Annotated in this window: 12 protein-coding genes, 1 pseudogene and 1 riboswitch; of the genes and pseudogenes, 6 read left to right on the top strand and 7 right to left on the bottom strand. The window is 60.4% G+C overall.

The window, feature by feature from the left end; all coding sequences use genetic code 11:
• Nucleotides 1-5: 5 nt before the first annotated feature.
• On the bottom strand, nt 6-158 hold the full coding sequence (locus ACJ8OK_RS05350) for a GNAT family N-acetyltransferase (protein WP_238545852.1): 153 nt from the start codon (nt 156-158) through the stop codon (nt 6-8).
• 229 nt (nt 159-387) lie between these two features.
• Between ACJ8OK_RS05350 and ACJ8OK_RS05345 the strand changes: the two genes are divergently transcribed.
• Nucleotides 388-570, top strand: a complete 183-nt coding sequence (locus ACJ8OK_RS05345; RefSeq protein ID WP_004938091.1) for a hypothetical protein — start codon at nt 388-390, stop codon at nt 568-570.
• Nucleotides 571-618: 48 nt separating this feature from the next.
• On the opposite strand, the gene ACJ8OK_RS05340 is transcribed toward ACJ8OK_RS05345, so the two are convergent.
• Complete coding sequence (locus ACJ8OK_RS05340; protein WP_260952803.1) at nt 619-3,048, bottom strand: DUF3772 domain-containing protein; 2,430 nt, start codon at nt 3,046-3,048, stop codon at nt 619-621.
• A gap of 449 nt (nt 3,049-3,497) precedes the next feature.
• Here ACJ8OK_RS05340 and ACJ8OK_RS05335 point away from each other — a divergent pair, with 449 nt between their 5' ends.
• Entirely contained in the window at nt 3,498-5,228 is a 1,731-nt protein-coding gene (locus ACJ8OK_RS05335; RefSeq protein WP_442530425.1) for an ABC-F family ATP-binding cassette domain-containing protein, read from the top strand.
• 174 nt (nt 5,229-5,402) lie between these two features.
• Nucleotides 5,403-6,250 (top strand): annotated as a pseudogene (locus ACJ8OK_RS05330) (inositol monophosphatase family protein).
• On the opposite strand, the gene ACJ8OK_RS05325 reads toward ACJ8OK_RS05330, so the two are convergent.
• From ACJ8OK_RS05325 to ACJ8OK_RS05305, 5 genes are all read right to left on the bottom strand, one after another.
• Complete coding sequence (locus ACJ8OK_RS05325) at nt 6,193-7,569, bottom strand: cation diffusion facilitator family transporter (protein ID WP_442530424.1); 1,377 nt, start codon at nt 7,567-7,569, stop codon at nt 6,193-6,195. The pseudogene ACJ8OK_RS05330 and the gene ACJ8OK_RS05325 sit on opposite strands and share 58 nt — an antisense overlap.
• Before the next feature lie 26 nt (nt 7,570-7,595).
• Entirely contained in the window at nt 7,596-7,775 is a 180-nt protein-coding gene (locus ACJ8OK_RS05320; RefSeq protein WP_004938106.1) for a hypothetical protein, read from the bottom strand.
• 107 nt (nt 7,776-7,882) lie between these two features.
• Nucleotides 7,883-7,966 carry a protein MgtS gene (gene mgtS / locus ACJ8OK_RS05315; protein ID WP_369803928.1) on the bottom strand — a complete coding sequence of 28 codons (84 nt, stop codon included), beginning with the start codon at nt 7,964-7,966 and terminating at the stop codon, nt 7,883-7,885.
• A gap of 138 nt (nt 7,967-8,104) precedes the next feature.
• Nucleotides 8,105-9,127 (bottom strand): magnesium transporter, encoded by a 1,023-nt coding sequence (locus tag ACJ8OK_RS05310; RefSeq protein WP_004938111.1) that lies wholly within the window; start codon nt 9,125-9,127, stop codon nt 8,105-8,107.
• A gap of 75 nt (nt 9,128-9,202) precedes the next feature.
• A riboswitch (M-box (ykoK) riboswitch) is annotated at nt 9,203-9,376 on the bottom strand.
• A gap of 142 nt (nt 9,377-9,518) precedes the next feature.
• Entirely contained in the window at nt 9,519-11,138 is a 1,620-nt protein-coding gene (locus ACJ8OK_RS05305; protein ID WP_099032646.1) for an ABC transporter substrate-binding protein, read from the bottom strand.
• A 411-nt stretch (nt 11,139-11,549) separates the two neighbouring features.
• Between ACJ8OK_RS05305 and ACJ8OK_RS05300 the strand changes: the two genes are divergently transcribed.
• Genes ACJ8OK_RS05300 through ACJ8OK_RS05290 form a run of 3 tightly spaced genes read left to right on the top strand, consistent with a single transcriptional unit; the run spans nt 11,550 to nt 15,217 of the window.
• Nucleotides 11,550-12,566 carry an iron ABC transporter substrate-binding protein gene (locus ACJ8OK_RS05300; protein ID WP_082996773.1) on the top strand — a complete coding sequence of 339 codons (1,017 nt, stop codon included), beginning with the start codon at nt 11,550-11,552 and terminating at the stop codon, nt 12,564-12,566.
• 33 nt (nt 12,567-12,599) lie between these two features.
• Complete coding sequence (locus ACJ8OK_RS05295; protein ID WP_442530423.1) at nt 12,600-14,183, top strand: ABC transporter permease; 1,584 nt, start codon at nt 12,600-12,602, stop codon at nt 14,181-14,183.
• A complete protein-coding gene (locus ACJ8OK_RS05290; protein ID WP_021503743.1) occupies nt 14,180-15,217 on the top strand; it encodes an ABC transporter ATP-binding protein in 1,038 nt (345 codons plus the stop codon). Before ACJ8OK_RS05295 ends, ACJ8OK_RS05290 begins: the two co-directional genes overlap by 4 nt.
• Nucleotides 15,218-15,246: the final 29 nt, after the last annotated feature.

The following is a 15,246-nucleotide window of genomic DNA, read 5'->3' as shown; positions in this document are numbered from 1 at the left end:
CCGCGTCAAAACGCCTTGCGATACATCACAAAACCGGGGCGCTCCGCCACCTTGTCGTACAGCCGCATGGCGATCTGGTTGGTTTCGTGGGTATTCCAATAGACGCGCGACAATCCCAACTGCTGCGCGCGCTCGTAAACCGCCGCGATCAGCGCCATAGGCCGCATACCAGATGTGCGCGCCGTCGTGTTTGACAAAGCCCTGCCTGGAACCGGGCGGCAACGGCGGCGCGCCCTGCGCGGCAAAGCGGATCAAATCGTCGTCGGTTTGCACCTTTCTCCCCTCATTCGCCGAGGTTGAGCATCAATACGGCATCCAGGGAGTATAGTTCGCAGCGGCAAGCGGTGCCGTTCGCTTTCCCGGCATATACTTAAAGGAGGAATCGCAATGGAGGACGGTGAGATGAAGAAGATAATTCTCGTGTTTTTGACGTTGATGCTGAGCGGTTGTATCGGCGGAGGCGGCGGCCCATCGAATGCGCCTTCGGCATCGCCAAATGAACCTTACACCTGCACCAAATCCAGCGCCAACAGCGACTGCTCGCAATCGGTGGAACCATCGATGTACTAGCCGCGCTCGGCGGGCCGTCGCTTAACGGCCCGCCGCCTCAAACCGGCACTAGGAGGAGTGCTCCTCTTCATTGGCCTGATATCGCGTCGCCTGCTGCTTCATAAACACCACTTCCTGCGGGCTGGACAGGCTCACTTCCTGCGCGCGCAGCAGCTTGAGGATATTGAACAGCAGTTCACTCTTGGTGGCGCCGACCATGCGCGGGCTCGGCACATAGCCGGTCACGCTCAGGATAATGCCGTCCGGTCCCAGTTGGCTGAAGCGCACGTAAGGTGCCGGCGTGTCCAGAATGGTTTCGTACTCGTTATAGGCGCTGAGCAAGATATTGCGCACCTGCTCCGGATCGATCGAGGTCGGGAACGTCAACGCGATGGTCACCACGCCTTGCGCGTTGCCCATGGTGGCGTTGCGCACGTTCTGCGAGATCAGCTGCGAGTTCGGTACGATCATGGTGGAGCGGTCGCTGAGCTGAATTTCGGTAGCGCGCACGTTGATGCGCCGCACGTCGCCTTCCACGCCGCCGATGCCGATCATATCCCCGACCTTCACCGGGCGTTCGGTCAGCAGGATCAGGCCGGAAATAAAGTTCTTCACAATCTCCTGCAAACCGAAACCGATACCGACCGACAGGGCGCTGACGATCCACGCCAGGTTGCTCCACTGGATGCCCAGCGCCGCCAGGGTGATCAGAATCACCAGCACATAGCCGATATTGCTGAACAGCGTCACCAGCGAGGCGCGGATGCCGACGTCCGAAATGGTCTTCGGCAACAGCTCAGAGCCAAGCCAGCGCCGTACCGCACGCAGGATGTAGATGCCGATCGCCAGGCAGATCACGGCGTTGAGCAGGTTGCCGGGCACGATGTTGAAACGCTGCAGCCCTTCGCCGGTCAGGATGGAGACGATTTTCTCCATCAGCGAGCCCGGCGTGGTGCTGCCAAACGAGCCGTTGAACAACGCGACGATCATCAACAGCAACAGTGAACATTTGGCCAGCGCGGTGGTGATGATCGACATCTGCTCCAGATGGCGATCCTTGAAGCTGAGCGTTTTCTTCAGCATCTTGCCGCTGACGGTCTGCGGCGAAAACAGCGCGGCGCACAGGTCGGTGGCGAACAGCACCATGAAGTAGAACGCCATCAGCACCAGCACCACCCAGATCAGCTGGTAGGTCAGGAAACGGGCGAAGGCGATGTAGCCGATAAGCAGGGAAAGCAGGATCACCACCGAACACACCAGGGTGACGATGTGCACCAGCCCGCCGACCAGCGTGCGTTTTTCCAGGTGCGCGCCCTGCTGCTCCAGACGGCGACGAATGCGCTGGCCGCGCAGCGGCGCCGCCAGCAGCACCATGCCGATCAGCCCCGCCACCAGGCCATTGCCGAAGATGGTGGTGGCCAATGAGGCGCTGACGACGTTGTTGATCAGCTCCACGGTGCCGAACGCCAGCGCCAGACCGGCCAGCAGCGGCGAGAAGTAACGCAGCCCGGCGGCCACTTCATTGTCCAGCGAAGCCAGACGCCACGACGGACGATTCAGCGACAGCGCCGCACGCCCCAACCCGGCGATCAGCGCGCAGAAAATCCCCAGACGGTTAAAGCCTTCGGCGAAGTCTTCCAGCATCACCGGCAGCGGCTGCACGCGGACAAAGACGTAATACAGCAGATTCAGCGCGATCGAGGTGGTGATCACCGTCACCGCCACGGTGACGATCGCCATGAAGCTGCGGCGCAGGCGCCCGTCCGGCAGGAAGCGAATGCTGACCCAGGCGAGGAAACGCTCGGAGAAATAACGCCCCCAGGACCAGACGATCACCGCCAGCGCCAGCAGCGCCAGCGAACCGTAACGCCATTCGTCCTGCCAACTGGCGTCCCAGGCCGCTTTCATCTCGGCGTTGAACTGGTCCAGCCGCTGCACGTCATCCGCTGACGGCTGCACCACCGGCGTCCAGAATTTGACGCCCAAAATGCTGCCGGTGTTCAGCGCCAGCTGGGTTTTGAACGCCACCCGGCGCAGATCGCTGATCTGCTGGCCCAGGTCGAAGGCGCTGGTCTTGATGGCCTGCGCGCGTTTTACCGCATCGTCCAGCTGCTTCTTGCTGTTGTTCAGCGCATTGCGTTGCTGGGCGACGGCCGGGGTTTCCGGCAGCGCGCCGGCCGCCGGAGCCGGCCCCAGCACGTCCAGCTGCGCCTGCAGTTTTTCCTGCACCGGCTGCAGATCGGTAGCGAGTTTGTCCATGCCGGCGACCAGATCGTCCGTCGCCAACCGCAGTTTGCTGAGCTGGGTGTCGGTCGTCGCTTTGGAAACCAGCTGCTTCATGCTGTCCAACTGCTTTTGCGCGGCTTTCAGCTGCGTAGCGGGATCGGGCGCGCTTTCGGCGGCGGGATCATCCTGGGGGGCGGCGACGGCGGCGAACGGCGTCAGTTGCATACCCAACAGCAATAATAACAACAGCAGGAACGGGCGAGGCTTTAACATAAATTCAGTGCTCAGCATCATTATCTGATAGACAGACGAACAGGCGGCGGATGAACCGTCGCTTAACCATAAACGCTAATTATAATAGCTGCTTAATGTCGGCCGAAATACAGTAATTATTCCCATTGTGTGCCACGCACCCGCGCTCGCCTTAGCTTGCTGATTATTCAGGCGCTTTTACACTGGCGATACGGCATGAAGCGCTCTATAATCCAGCCACCGATTAACCTGCAACCAATAAAAGGAGACTTACTATGCTGACGTGTGAATTGGTTTTTCACTCACACTTCTTTGGTAATCGTCGCCGCTCAAGCATTACCGGTATCGTGCTGCGATAACCCAGCTTGAGCGAAGCTTACTAAATCCAGGATCTTCCCTCCGGCTTACCGGGTTGTCGTCAGCAATGTTTGACGATAGGCATTGTCATGCCTGTAACTCTTGAGTAAGCAATGAGCACATTACTGTCTGCACAATCTGTCGGTTACGACAACGCGTTCGGCGTCCTGCTAAGCGAGATTTCCTTCAGCCTGAAAAAAGGCGACCGCATCGGTTTGATCGGCGATAACGGCTGCGGCAAAAGCACCCTGCTGCAAATTCTCAGCGGCGACCTGCCTGCGCACACCGGATCGGTGACATTGTCACATCAATGTCTGATGGCGCGCATTGAGCAGCATCTGCCGCCGGAGCTGCACGCCAGTACCCTGCTGGATGCGGTTCTGGCGCGGCTCCCTGCAGGCCAACACCTCAGCGAACGCTGGCGCTGCGAAGCGCTACTGGCCGAGCTGGGGTTTGAACCAGAGAGCTGGACGTTGACCGCCGGCGCCCTCAGCGGCGGTCAGCATACGCGGCTGCTGTTGGCGCGCGCGCTGATCCGCCAACCCGATCTGCTGCTGCTCGACGAACCCAGCAACCACCTGGACCTGCCCACGCTGCTGTGGCTGGAACAGTTCTTGCGTAACTGGACCGGCAGCTTCGTGCTGGTGTCGCACGATCGCTACCTGCTCGACCAGGTAACCAACTGCACCTGGATCCTGCGCGACAAAACGCTGCAGTTCTTCCGTTTGCCCTGCTCTGCGGCACGCGGCGCGCTGGCGGAACAGGACGCCGCGGACGAACAGCGGCGCCACGCCGAGCAAAAGGAAATCGACCGGGTGGAAAAAAGCGCCAAGCGCCTGGCGACCTGGGGCAAGGTCTACGACAACGAAGATCTGGCGCGCAAGGCCAAGCAAATGGAGAAGCGCGTCGATCGGTTGAAGGAAGAACAGACCACCCTGACCGCCGGCAGCCCGTGGCGGCTGCGGCTGCAGGGAGAAGCGCTGGACGCCGATCGCCTGCTGGCGCTGCCGCACTGGGCGGTGCGCCCGGCGCCGGATGCGCCGGTGCTGTTCAGCCTGGAACATCTGCGCGTGAAAAGCGGCGATCGCATCGCCATCGTCGGGCGCAACGGCTGCGGAAAATCGTCGCTGTTGCGCCTGCTGTGGCGCGAGTATCAGCAACAAACGCAGCGCCCGGCGCTGTTCCATCCGCGCGTGCGCATCGGCTATTACGATCAGAGCCTGCAACAGCTGCGCGATGAAGACACGGTGAGCGAAGCGCTGGTGCAGTTTGCGCCGCTGACCGAGGAACAGCGGAAAATGGCGCTGATCGGCGCCGGGTTCCCTTACCTGCGCCACCATCAGCAGATCCGTTCGCTGAGCGGCGGCGAGCGTTCACGGTTGCTGCTTGTCGGCCTGACGCTGGCCAACCATTCGTTGCTGCTGCTGGACGAGCCCACCAACCACCTGGATATGGCGGGCAAAGAGGAGCTGGCGGAAACGCTGCGTCAGTTCCCCGGCGCCGTCATGCTGGTCACCCACGATCGGATGCTGATCGAACAGAGCTGCAACCGCTTTTGGCTGATAGACCAACAAAAACTGGAGGAGTGGCACGATCTGGCGCCGGTGTACCAGCGTCTGGCGGGTGAAACGCCGGCGCTGCCGACGGCGCACGAGGCCAACGCAGACGCCCCGACGCCAAACCCGCAGTTGGAAGGCGAAGAGGCGTTGCTGACCGCCCTGTTTGCCCTCGAAAGCAAACTGGAGGCCGACCTGGCGCGTAAACCGAAGCATCAAAAACCGGAGCTTCAGGCGCGCTGGCGCCGCGAGATTGCCGACATCACCGCCCGGTTGCATCTGGGCTAATCCCACAGGCCGCCGCCCGGCGGCCTGTTTTTTCCTCTTTGCAAAAACCGCGTGCCGCCGGCGGCTTGAGGCGCGACACGCAGCGCTTGTTTTATCCGCAGCGCTGAGCGACACATTACTTTCATCATTCTCTGGCAGGCTACTGCCATTCTTTTTTTCGTTATCAGGCACTCCATGACGTCACTCTCTCCACGGGACATCGAGGCGCGCTACCGCTTCGCGCGTGAGATCGCCCGCGCCGCCGCCGATCTCGCCTTCAGCTTTTATCAACGCCGGCAAAGTCTGGCCGTCGAGTTTAAACAGGGCCTGCAGGACGTGGTCAGCGAAGCCGATCGCCGCGTCGAGTCGCTGATCCGCCGTATGATCAACCGTCGGTTTCCCCTGGATGGGGGTTTCTCGGCGAAGAGAGCGGCGGCAGCGGCGATAATGCCGCCTGTATTTGGGTGGTCGATCCGATTGACGGCACCGCCTGCTTCCTGAACGGGCTGCATACCTGGTGTATCGCGATAAGCGTGGTGATCGACGGTGAACCGACGATCGGCGTGGTCTACGATCCCAACCACCGCGAGATGTTCCGCGCCTGCCGCGGCCAAGGCGCCTTCCTCAACGGGGAACCGATCGGCGTGCATGCCGGGCGCAGCGTCGCGGATGGCGTGTTGGGCGTTGGGATCTCACCACGCGCCTCGGCGGCGGAATTCAGCGGCTTTCTCTGTCGCCTGCTGCAGGCGGGAGGGATGTTTGTGCGCAATGGTTCCGGCGCGCTGATGACCGCCCAGGTGGCCGCCGGGCGCCTGCTGGGCTATTACGAACCGCATATGAACGCCTGGGACAGCCTGCCAGGGCTGGTGCTGACGCGCGAAGCCGGCGGCGTGGCGAATGACTTTATGCACCACAACGGGCTGCGGCGCGGCAACCCGCTGCTGCTGGCCAACGCGGCGCTCTATCCGCAACTGGCCGAGCTGATTCAAACGCAGGGCTTGATCGGCTCGACGTGCCCTATCGCGCGTGAGATGGCCGGATAAAGCGCGCGCAGCCGCCGCTCGACCCGATCGACCGCATCGTGCGCGGCGGCGATGGTTACCGCCGGCGACACCCGGCAGTGGAAGTTGACGATGATGCCGCCGTCGGTTCTGCGCGCCCGGATGTTGTGCACGTCTTGCACCTTATCCCCCTGCTCCAGCGCCGACTGCAAAATCAGCCGGATATCGGCCAGCTCGGCGGCGGAAACATCCTCGCTGGTCAGCCAGTGCGGCGTCTGCGGCTCCAGATGGGTCTCTATCTCGGTGTCCTCGCCGATCGCCTGACGCAGGATCCCTTCTATCTCCGTGGCGATATCATGCGCCTGCGCCACGCTGGCGTTGGTCGGCACCGCCAAATCCATGCCGATCGCCATGTGCGTCGGCAACTGCTGCAAGGTGACATTCTGCACCTGCGCGCCGTGATTGGCGGCGATCGCCCGAATGCGCGTCGCCATGTCTTCGTCGCTGCGGGTCTGTGGCACCGCGATGACGGTAAACTCCGCCTTGGCATACTGCTCCCGCAGTCGTTCGACGATTTCTCGCTTGAGCGCATCGATGCGCTCCAGCGGCAAGGTGCGGCACACCGCCAGCGTGATCTCGACAAACAGTACGGCGCCGGCGTTGCGAATGCGCACGCTGTCGCAGGCCAGCACCGCCGGGAAGCTGTCCAGCGTGGCGCGAATCGCCTCGGTGGCTCCGGCGGGCGCGGTATCCATCAGCGAGTCGAAGGAGCGTTTACCCAGTTTGATTGCCGCGACAAAGATAAAACCGGCGACGATCAGCGCGGCGATGGCGTCCGCACGGCCAAAGCCCAGCAGCACAAACACCATGCCCAGCAGCACCACGCCGGACGAAAGCATGTCGGAGAAGAAATGCAGCGCATCCGCCTCTAGCGCCGCGCTGTCGGTCGCCTTGGCGACGCGGTTGAGCGCCTGCACGCGGAAAAAATCGACGCAAATGGAAATCAGCAGCACCGCGATCACCACCGGCGCCGCGACGATCTCATGCGGCTGCCCAAACAGGCTGCTGCCCGCCTCGTAGACGATCCAACCGGCGGCGCCGAGCAACAGCAACACCTCGAACAGCGCCGCCAGGTTTTCCACCTTGCCGTGGCCGAAGTGGTGATCGTCATCGGCGGGTTTATCGCTGATGCGCACCGCCAGCCAGGTGATGCTGGTGGCGATAAAATCGGTGAAAGAGTGGATCCCTTCGGATATCAGGCCAATACTGCCGGTAAAAATGCCGGCGACGAATTTGCCCGTGGCCAGCAACCCGCTGGCGATCATCGAGTTTCTGGCCACGGCCTGTTTTTCATTTTGCATGATGCTGCTCACATTCGGACGGTGATTTATTTTTTTACTTTAGAGGATAATTGCCAGACAAAGGCGATCAGCAGCATACTGCCAGAGAAAGTCAGCATGAGGCTAGTAAGAAAATTGGATTTTCCGGTGGAATAAAAATAAATCTCATTCACCCCCACCGAAATCATTAAAATGGCGTAGAGCAACCCCAGAATAAGAATCGTCATTATTATCAACTCCCGTATCAGGCCGCGCGTTCAGCGCGCCGCTAAATCCTCCCCATAATAAATAGCGGTTACGGGGAGGATGCATCTAGGCGGATCTTTAGCGTTCATCAATCATCCCATTTGGTGCTCATATAGGCCGCCAACAGGCCTAGTGAGCTGATCATTGCCAGGAATCCCATAAAAATAGTCATGTTTCCCATTATTTTGTCCTCAGGTTAAATGTTATCGATAAAATCCCCTTGCGTTAAATATCGGGGTTGGTCGGCGTCCATGGTTTTTAACGTCCTCCTCAGGTTTGTCACATTTCCGCCCTTTACGGGCGGAGCGGTTTAAATACCCAAAACGTGCTGGGCGATTTTGAAATAAATAATCAGGCCGGTGCCATCGATAAAGGTGGCGATAAACGGCGCCGACACCACGGCAGGATCGATGCCGAGACGTTTCAGCAGCATCGGGATGATCGACGAAACAATGGCGCTCCACACGGTGATCGCCACCAGCGACAGGCTGACCACCAGCGTCACCTCCATGCCGACGCCCATGATCCAGGCGCGCACCCAGGCCGCCAGGCCGATGGTGACGGCGATCAGCAGCGAGGTCGTGACCTCCTTGCGGATCACCGCGCCCAGGTTGCGCAGGCTGACCTCTCCCAGCGCCATGGCGCGCACCAGCGTCGAGGTGATCTGGGTGCCGCTGTTGCCGCCGGTGCCGATCAGCAGCGGGATAAAGAACGCCAGCGCAATCGCCGCTTCAAGCTGATCTTCAAACGCTTTCAGTACGTTGCCGGTGTAGGCTTCGGCCACGAACAACATCAGCAGCCACACCGAGCGTTTGCGCCACAGCGCCCACGGGCTGGTCTCCAGATAAGGCTTGTCCAGCGGCAGGCTCGCGCCTTGGCGTTGTGCATCCTCGGTGTTTTCATCCTCGACCAGCCGGGCGATCTCACGCTCGCCCAGTACGCCGACCAGCGTGTTATTGGCCACCACCGGCACCACGTCCAGCCCCCCTTTGCCCAGCAGATGCGCCACGTCGTTACGGTCATCGTCGGGTGAAACCTGGAAATAGCTGTAATCCATCATTACGCCGACGGCTTTATCCTGTTCTTCGCACTGCAACAGTTTTTTCACCGACAGTGTGCCGCGCAGATGATAATCGTCCGCGGTAATAAATACCCGGCTGGGAATTTCGTCCGTTTTGAGCTGCGAAAGTAAATATTCCCGGGCATGATTGACCGTCATCGTTGCGGGAACGGTAATAAAATCGGCGTTCATATAACCGGCGACCGAAGTCTCGTCGAGAGTTTCAGTCGCGTTCAGCGCCGGAGAAGAATAGTGTTGATGTGACTTGATCATTTTGTCAGTCCCTATTTCTGTTGTGAACTTCAACAGCGAATCGCATAGGGGCGTAACCACAGAGGGAGTGCAGACTGCCTATCTCCGCGTCCAGGTTTTAGCACTATACAACGTATCCGAGTTGTTGCTCGGAAGTTACTTTGGGCTGAACCTTAATCCGATAAAGCCTGTCTTAACCTTGGGCATCTCTCGATGTCGTCAGATCAGTAACCTGTGTTTGTATAGGAGCCTCGCCAAACGAGATACTGCATATAAACTACCGGCGCAGTATAGGCGTTGTTCTATCCGGCGGGAAGAAAAGATTGCCCGTCGTTTATGGAGTATTTAGGATAATGTTAATTAAACGGCCATTTATAAAAACGGCTGATATAAATCAGCCGTTTTTTATTTTTCAGTGTTCGAGAATGTAGACGTTTTTATCGTATAAGGCGCCCTGACGAGTAAAGTCGATCCCCTTCACGTAAGGTTTGATGAGCGTGGCGTTGGCTTCGTAGTACACCGGCGCGACCGGCGTATCGACGGCCAGCACCGCCTCGGCCTGCTGGAAATATTGCTGCACCAGCTGCGGTGTCGGCGCCGCCGTCGCCTGATGCAGAATGCGATCGTACTCCGGATTGCGGTATTTGGGGCTGTTCTCGCTGCTGTCGGAACGGAACACGTTCAGGAAAGTAGACGGATCGTTGTAATCCGCCAGCCAGCGGGTAAAGGCCACGCCGTACTGCCCGCGGTTGATATTGTCCAGCGTGACTTTGCGCTCCTGGCTTTGCAAGGTGGCCTCTGCGCCAAGGTTCTTTTTCCACATGGCGGCGGCGGCGATGACGATCTTCTTGATGGTGGCGTCGTTGCTGTACAGCACGGTAAAGCGCAGCGGATGCTCGGCGTTGAAACCGGCCTGCGCCAGCAGTTGCTTCGCCTGGGCGTGGCGTTGTTCCGGCGTCAAACCGGCCGCGGCGCCGGGCTGCAGGCTATAGCCGCCCGCCCCGGTTGGGGTAAAGGTCCAGGCCGGCTGCTGGCCGTATCCCAACACTTTGCCGGCGATAATCTCTTTGTCCAGCGCCAGGTTCAGCGCCTGGCGCACCCGCACGTCGTTAAACGGCGCCTGGCGGTTGTTGAAGGCGAAATAGCTGGTGGAGAGCAGCGGATAGGTTACCAGCTGTTGCTCGCCGAGCGTTTTTTTCAGCTGCTGATACAGCTCCGGCGGCGTGGTATACCCCAATTCAACCTCACCGGCGCGAAAACGCGCCACTTCAGGGAAGCCCTGGATCGGCAAGAAGGTGACCTTGTTGAGCACGGTATTGGCGTTATCCCAATACTGCGGGTTACGTTCCACCACCACCTTTTCGTTCACCACCCACTGGCTGAGGCGGAACGCCCCGTTGCCGACAAAGTGCGCCGGCTGCGTCCAGTTTTTGCCGTACTGCTCCACCACCTTGCGGTTAACCGGCAAAACCGGGAAATGCACCAGTTGCTTGAGCAGATAGGAATTAGGCTCCGACAGCGTCACCTGCAGAGTGTGCGCATCCGGCGCCTTGACGCCCAGCTCGCTCGGCGGTTTGCTGCCGGCGTTGATCGCCGCCGCATTCAGCACGTAGGCCGAAGCCAGATAGCTGCCGTACGGCGAGGCGGTTTTCGGATCGGTGAGGCGCCGCCAGCTGTATACAAAATCGTCGGCAGTCACCGGATCGCCGTTCGACCATTTGGCCTGCGGCCGCAGATGGAAAGTCCAGACGTTGCCCTGATGCTCCCACGTCTGCGCCAGTGCCGGGATCACTTCACCGTCTTTTCCGACGCGCAGCAAGCCTTCGAACAGATCGTTGAAGATGTAGAACTCCACATTGCTTTCGGCCAGGTTTGGATCCAGCGTCGCCGGCTCATACCCGTTGGCGCGCACCAGTTCTTGCACCGCCGCCAGTTTAACGCCTGCCGGCACCTCGGCGGCATGGGCAGCCGTAGCGTTAAAAGCCAGGAGGATTAAACCAGCCAGTTTCTTGCCATTAAATGAATATTTCACGTCGATATCCCTGATTAGTGTTTTATCGCGTTTAATATGCAATGAGGCAGTGGAATAAATTAAATCATTAATCGCTATGAGTCATAACCAAAAGCGGTGTTGAATTTCTTTCATTATCAAAGAAGTACTGGCGACAGAACGATGAAAAACACGAGGATAAACGCGGAGACCGGCATTGCCGTCAGGAACGCCGTGAACCGGCGGTGACATAAATTCAGGCAATCAATACAGATTATTCCAGCCGAAGCTTAACTTATCCTTAGGACAATTCATTTTGTGAGCGATCGTCAAAAATAATTTAATACGAATCGTTTTCACTATCATTATTGATGTTCTTGGCTAAAATCGGCCTGCTTGCGCTCGCCAGGCGATATTCGTTTTCTTCATTCGAACGCTAAAAAGGATAACTGCATGAAGCTGCGTATTTCATCTCTCGGCCCCGTCGCCCTGCTCGCCTCCTCGATGATGCTGGCCTTTGGCGCTCAGGCGGCCTCTGCCGACCAGGGCATCGTTATTTATAACGCCCAGCATGAAAATCTGGTGAAATCCTGGGTCGACGGATTTACCAAAGACACCGGCATCAAGGTGACGCTGCGCAACGGCGGCGACAGCGAACTGGGCAACCAACTGGTACAGGAAGGCAGCGCTTCACCTGCCGACGTGTTTCTGACGGAAAACTCCCCGGCGATGGTGTTGGTGGATAACGCCAAGCTGTTCGCCCCGCTGGACGCCGCCACGCTGGCGCAGGTGGAACCACAATATCGCCCAAGCCACGGCCGCTGGATCGGCATCGCCGCCCGCTCTACCGTATTTGTTTATAACCCGGCCAAACTGAGCGACGCGCAGCTGCCGAAGTCACTGCTGGATCTGGCCAAGCCGGAATGGAAAGGCCGCTGGGCCGCTTCGCCGTCGGGCGCCGATTTCCAGGCGATCGTCAGCGCGCTGCTGGAGCTGAAAGGCGAGAAAGCCACGCTGGCGTGGCTGAAAGCGATGAAAACCAACTTTACCGCCTATAAAGGCAACAGCACGGTGATGAAAGCGGTCAATGCCGGCCAGATCGACAGCGGCGTGATCTATCACTACTACCCGTTCGTGGACGGCGCGAAAACCGGCGAGAACAGCAAAAACATCAAGCTGTATTACTTCAAACATCAGGATCCGGGCGCCTTCGTCAGCATCTCCGGCGGCGGCGTGCTGGCTTCCAGCAAGCATCAGCAGCAGGCGCAGGCGTTCATCAAGTGGATCACCGGCAAACAGGGCCAGGAAATCCTGCGCACCAACAACGCCTTCGAATACGCCGTCGGCGTCGGCGCGGCCTCCAACCCGAAACTGGTGCCGCTGAAAGATCTGGACGCGCCGAAGGTAGACGCCGCGCAGTTGAACAGTAAGAAAGTTGTCGAACTGATGACCGAGGCCGGCCTGCTGTAAGGCCCGCCAGCAAACCGAGAGTTTTTGATCGTTATGTCAAACCTGAGTACCCACGCCGCGCAGACCGCGCGGCGTTATTCTGTTGTCCCCCGTCACCCGCGGCCAGGGGCGATCGTGGTGGTCAGCGCCGTGTTGCTGTCGCTGCTGGCGCTGTTGCCGCTGGGATTCGTTATCGGCGTGGCGGTTGAAACCGGCTGGCAAACGGTCAAAGCACTGGTTTTCCGCCCGCGCGTGGCGGAACTGCTGTTGAATACCCTGCTGTTGGTGGTACTGACGCTGCCGATTTGCGCCGTGCTGGGCGTGGCCCTGGCCTGGTTGACCGAACGCACCACGCTGCCGGGCCGCCGTCTCTGGGCGGTATTGGCGACCGCGCCGCTGGCGGTGCCGGCCTTCGTGCAAAGCTATGCCTGGATCAGCCTGGTGCCGTCGATGCACGGCCTGGGCGCAGGCGTTTTCATCTCGGTGCTCACTTACTTCCCGTTTATCTACCTGCCTGCCGCCGCCGTGCTGCGTCGCCTGGATCCCGGTATCGAGGACGTCGCCACCTCACTCGGCTCCCGGCCGCCGGCGGTGTTTTTCCGCGTGGTATTGCCGCAGCTGAAACTGGCGGTCTGGGGCGGCTCGCTGCTGATCGCGTTGCACCTGCTGGCGGAGTATGGCCTGTACGCCATGATCCGTTTCGATACCTTCACCACCGCGATCTTCGATCAGTTCCAGTCGACCTTCAACGGCCCGGCGGCCAACATGCTGGCCGGCGTGTTGGTGCTGTGCTGCCTGGGGCTGCTGTTGCTTGAGGCGATAAGCCGTGGCCGCGCGCGCTATGCCCGCGTCGGTTCCGGCAGCGCCCGCAGCCAAACGCCGCGCCGCCTTTCGCCGCCGCTCGCCGCGCTGGCGCTGCTGCTGCCGATCGCGCTGACTGCGCTGGCGTTGGGCGTGCCTTTCATCACCCTGGCCCGCTGGCTGTGGCTGGGTGGATTCGAGGTGTGGCGCAACGCCGATCTGTGGCCCGCGCTGTGGCAAACGCTGTCGCTGTCCGCCTCTGGCGCGCTGCTGATTACGCTGTGCGCCATTCCGATGGCCTGGCTGTCGGTGCGCTATCCGGCCCGGCTGTATCGGGTGCTGGAAGGCTGCAACTACGTAACCAGTTCGCTGCCCGGCATCGTGGTGGCGCTGGCGCTGGTGACCATCACCATTCACAGCTTCCGTCCGATTTACCAGACCGAAATCACCCTGCTGCTGGCGTATCTGCTGATGTTTATGCCGCGGGCGCTGATCAATCTGCGCGCCGGTATCGCACAGGCGCCGGTGGAGTTGGAAAACGTGGCGCGCAGCCTGGGCAAATCGCCGGCGCAGGCGTTGTGGAGCACCACGCTGCGGCTGGCGGCGCCGGGCGCCGCTGCGGGCGCGGCGCTGGTATTCCTGGCGATCGCCAATGAACTGACCGCCACGCTGCTGCTGGCGCCGAACGGCACCCGCACGCTGGCCACCGGCTTCTGGGCGCTGACCAGCGAGATCGACTACGTCGCCGCCGCGCCTTATGCGCTGATTATGGTGGCGCTGTCGCTGCCGCTCACCTGGCTTCTTTATTCTCAATCTAAACGCACGGCGGGACTATGAGCACGCTTGAACTGCACGGTATCGGAAAATCTTACAACGCCATCAGAGTGCTGGAACACATTGACCTGCAGGTTACCGCCGGCAGTCGCACGGCGATCGTCGGCCCTTCCGGCTCCGGCAAAACCACTCTGCTGCGCATCATCGCCGGCTTTGAAATCCCCGACGGCGGCCAGATCCTGCTGCAGGGGCAAGCCATGGGCAACGGCGGCGGCTGGGTGCCTGCGCATCTGCGCGGCATCGGCTTCGTTCCGCAGGATGGCGCGCTGTTCCCGCACTTTACCGTCGCCGGCAACATCGGTTTTGGCCTCAAGGGCAGCAAACGCGAGAAACAGCATCGCATCGAGGCGTTAATGGAGATGGTGGCGCTGGATCGCCGTCTGGCGGCCCTGTGGCCGCATGAACTGTCCGGCGGGCAGCAGCAGCGGGTCGCGCTGGCGCGCGCTCTGTCGCAGCAACCCCGGCTGATGCTGCTGGACGAGCCGTTCTCGGCGCTGGATACCGGCCTGCGCGCCGCCACCCGAAAAGCGGTGGCCGAACTGCTGACGGAGGCCAAAGTAGCGTCGATCCTGGTCACCCACGATCAGAGCGAGGCGCTGTCGTTCGCCGATCAGGTGGCGGTGATGCGCAATGGCCGGCTGGCGCAGGTGGGCGCGCCGCAGGATCTTTATCTGCGCCCGGTCGATGAACCGACCGCCAGCTTCCTTGGCGAAACGCTGGTGTTGACCGCTGAACTGGCGCACGGCTGGGCCGACTGCGCACTGGGGCGCATCGCCGTCGACGATCGCCAACGCAGCGGCCCGGCGCGCATCATGCTGCGCCCGGAGCAGATTCAAATCGGCTTGTCAGATCCGGCGCAGCGCGGCCAGGCGGTGATCACCGGCATTGATTTCGCCGGCTTCGTCTCTACGCTCAACCTGCGGATGGTCGCCGGCGGCGCGCAAATCGAGATCAAAACCGTCAGCCGCGAAGGCCTGCAGCCCGGTTCTCAGGTCACTCTCAACGTGATGGGCCAGGCGCATATTTTCGCCGGCTGACTCACTTAAGGCCGGGCTGCTCCCCGGCC

Source organism: Serratia sp. CY71090, assembly GCF_052166845.1.
Lineage (GTDB): Bacteria > Pseudomonadota > Gammaproteobacteria > Enterobacterales > Enterobacteriaceae > Serratia > Serratia nematodiphila.
Note: the sequence above shows the minus strand (reverse complement) of the source record. Positions and strands in the feature narration are given on the sequence as shown.

What these genes read in the sequence shown, in the direction of transcription:
- ACJ8OK_RS05325 (WP_442530424.1), bottom strand. Translation starts at nt 7,569, where the DNA reads ATGCAAAATGAAAAACAGGCCGTGGCCAGAAACTCGATGATCGCCAGC.
- ACJ8OK_RS05350 (WP_238545852.1), bottom strand. Translation starts at nt 158, where the DNA reads ATGGCGCTGATCGCGGCGGTTTACGAGCGCGCGCAGCAGTTGGGATTG.
- ACJ8OK_RS05340 (WP_260952803.1), bottom strand. Translation starts at nt 3,048, where the DNA reads ATGTTAAAGCCTCGCCCGTTCCTGCTGTTGTTATTATTGCTGTTGGGT.
- ACJ8OK_RS05345 (WP_004938091.1), top strand. Translation starts at nt 388, where the DNA reads ATGGAGGACGGTGAGATGAAGAAGATAATTCTCGTGTTTTTGACGTTG.
- mgtS (WP_369803928.1), bottom strand. Translation starts at nt 7,966, where the DNA reads ATGACTATTTTTATGGGATTCCTGGCAATGATCAGCTCACTAGGCCTG.
- ACJ8OK_RS05335 (WP_442530425.1), top strand. Translation starts at nt 3,498, where the DNA reads ATGAGCACATTACTGTCTGCACAATCTGTCGGTTACGACAACGCGTTC.
- ACJ8OK_RS05290 (WP_021503743.1), top strand. Translation starts at nt 14,180, where the DNA reads ATGAGCACGCTTGAACTGCACGGTATCGGAAAATCTTACAACGCCATC.
- ACJ8OK_RS05300 (WP_082996773.1), top strand. Translation starts at nt 11,550, where the DNA reads ATGAAGCTGCGTATTTCATCTCTCGGCCCCGTCGCCCTGCTCGCCTCC.
- ACJ8OK_RS05295 (WP_442530423.1), top strand. Translation starts at nt 12,600, where the DNA reads ATGTCAAACCTGAGTACCCACGCCGCGCAGACCGCGCGGCGTTATTCT.
- ACJ8OK_RS05320 (WP_004938106.1), bottom strand. Translation starts at nt 7,775, where the DNA reads ATGACGATTCTTATTCTGGGGTTGCTCTACGCCATTTTAATGATTTCG.
- ACJ8OK_RS05310 (WP_004938111.1), bottom strand. Translation starts at nt 9,127, where the DNA reads ATGATCAAGTCACATCAACACTATTCTTCTCCGGCGCTGAACGCGACT.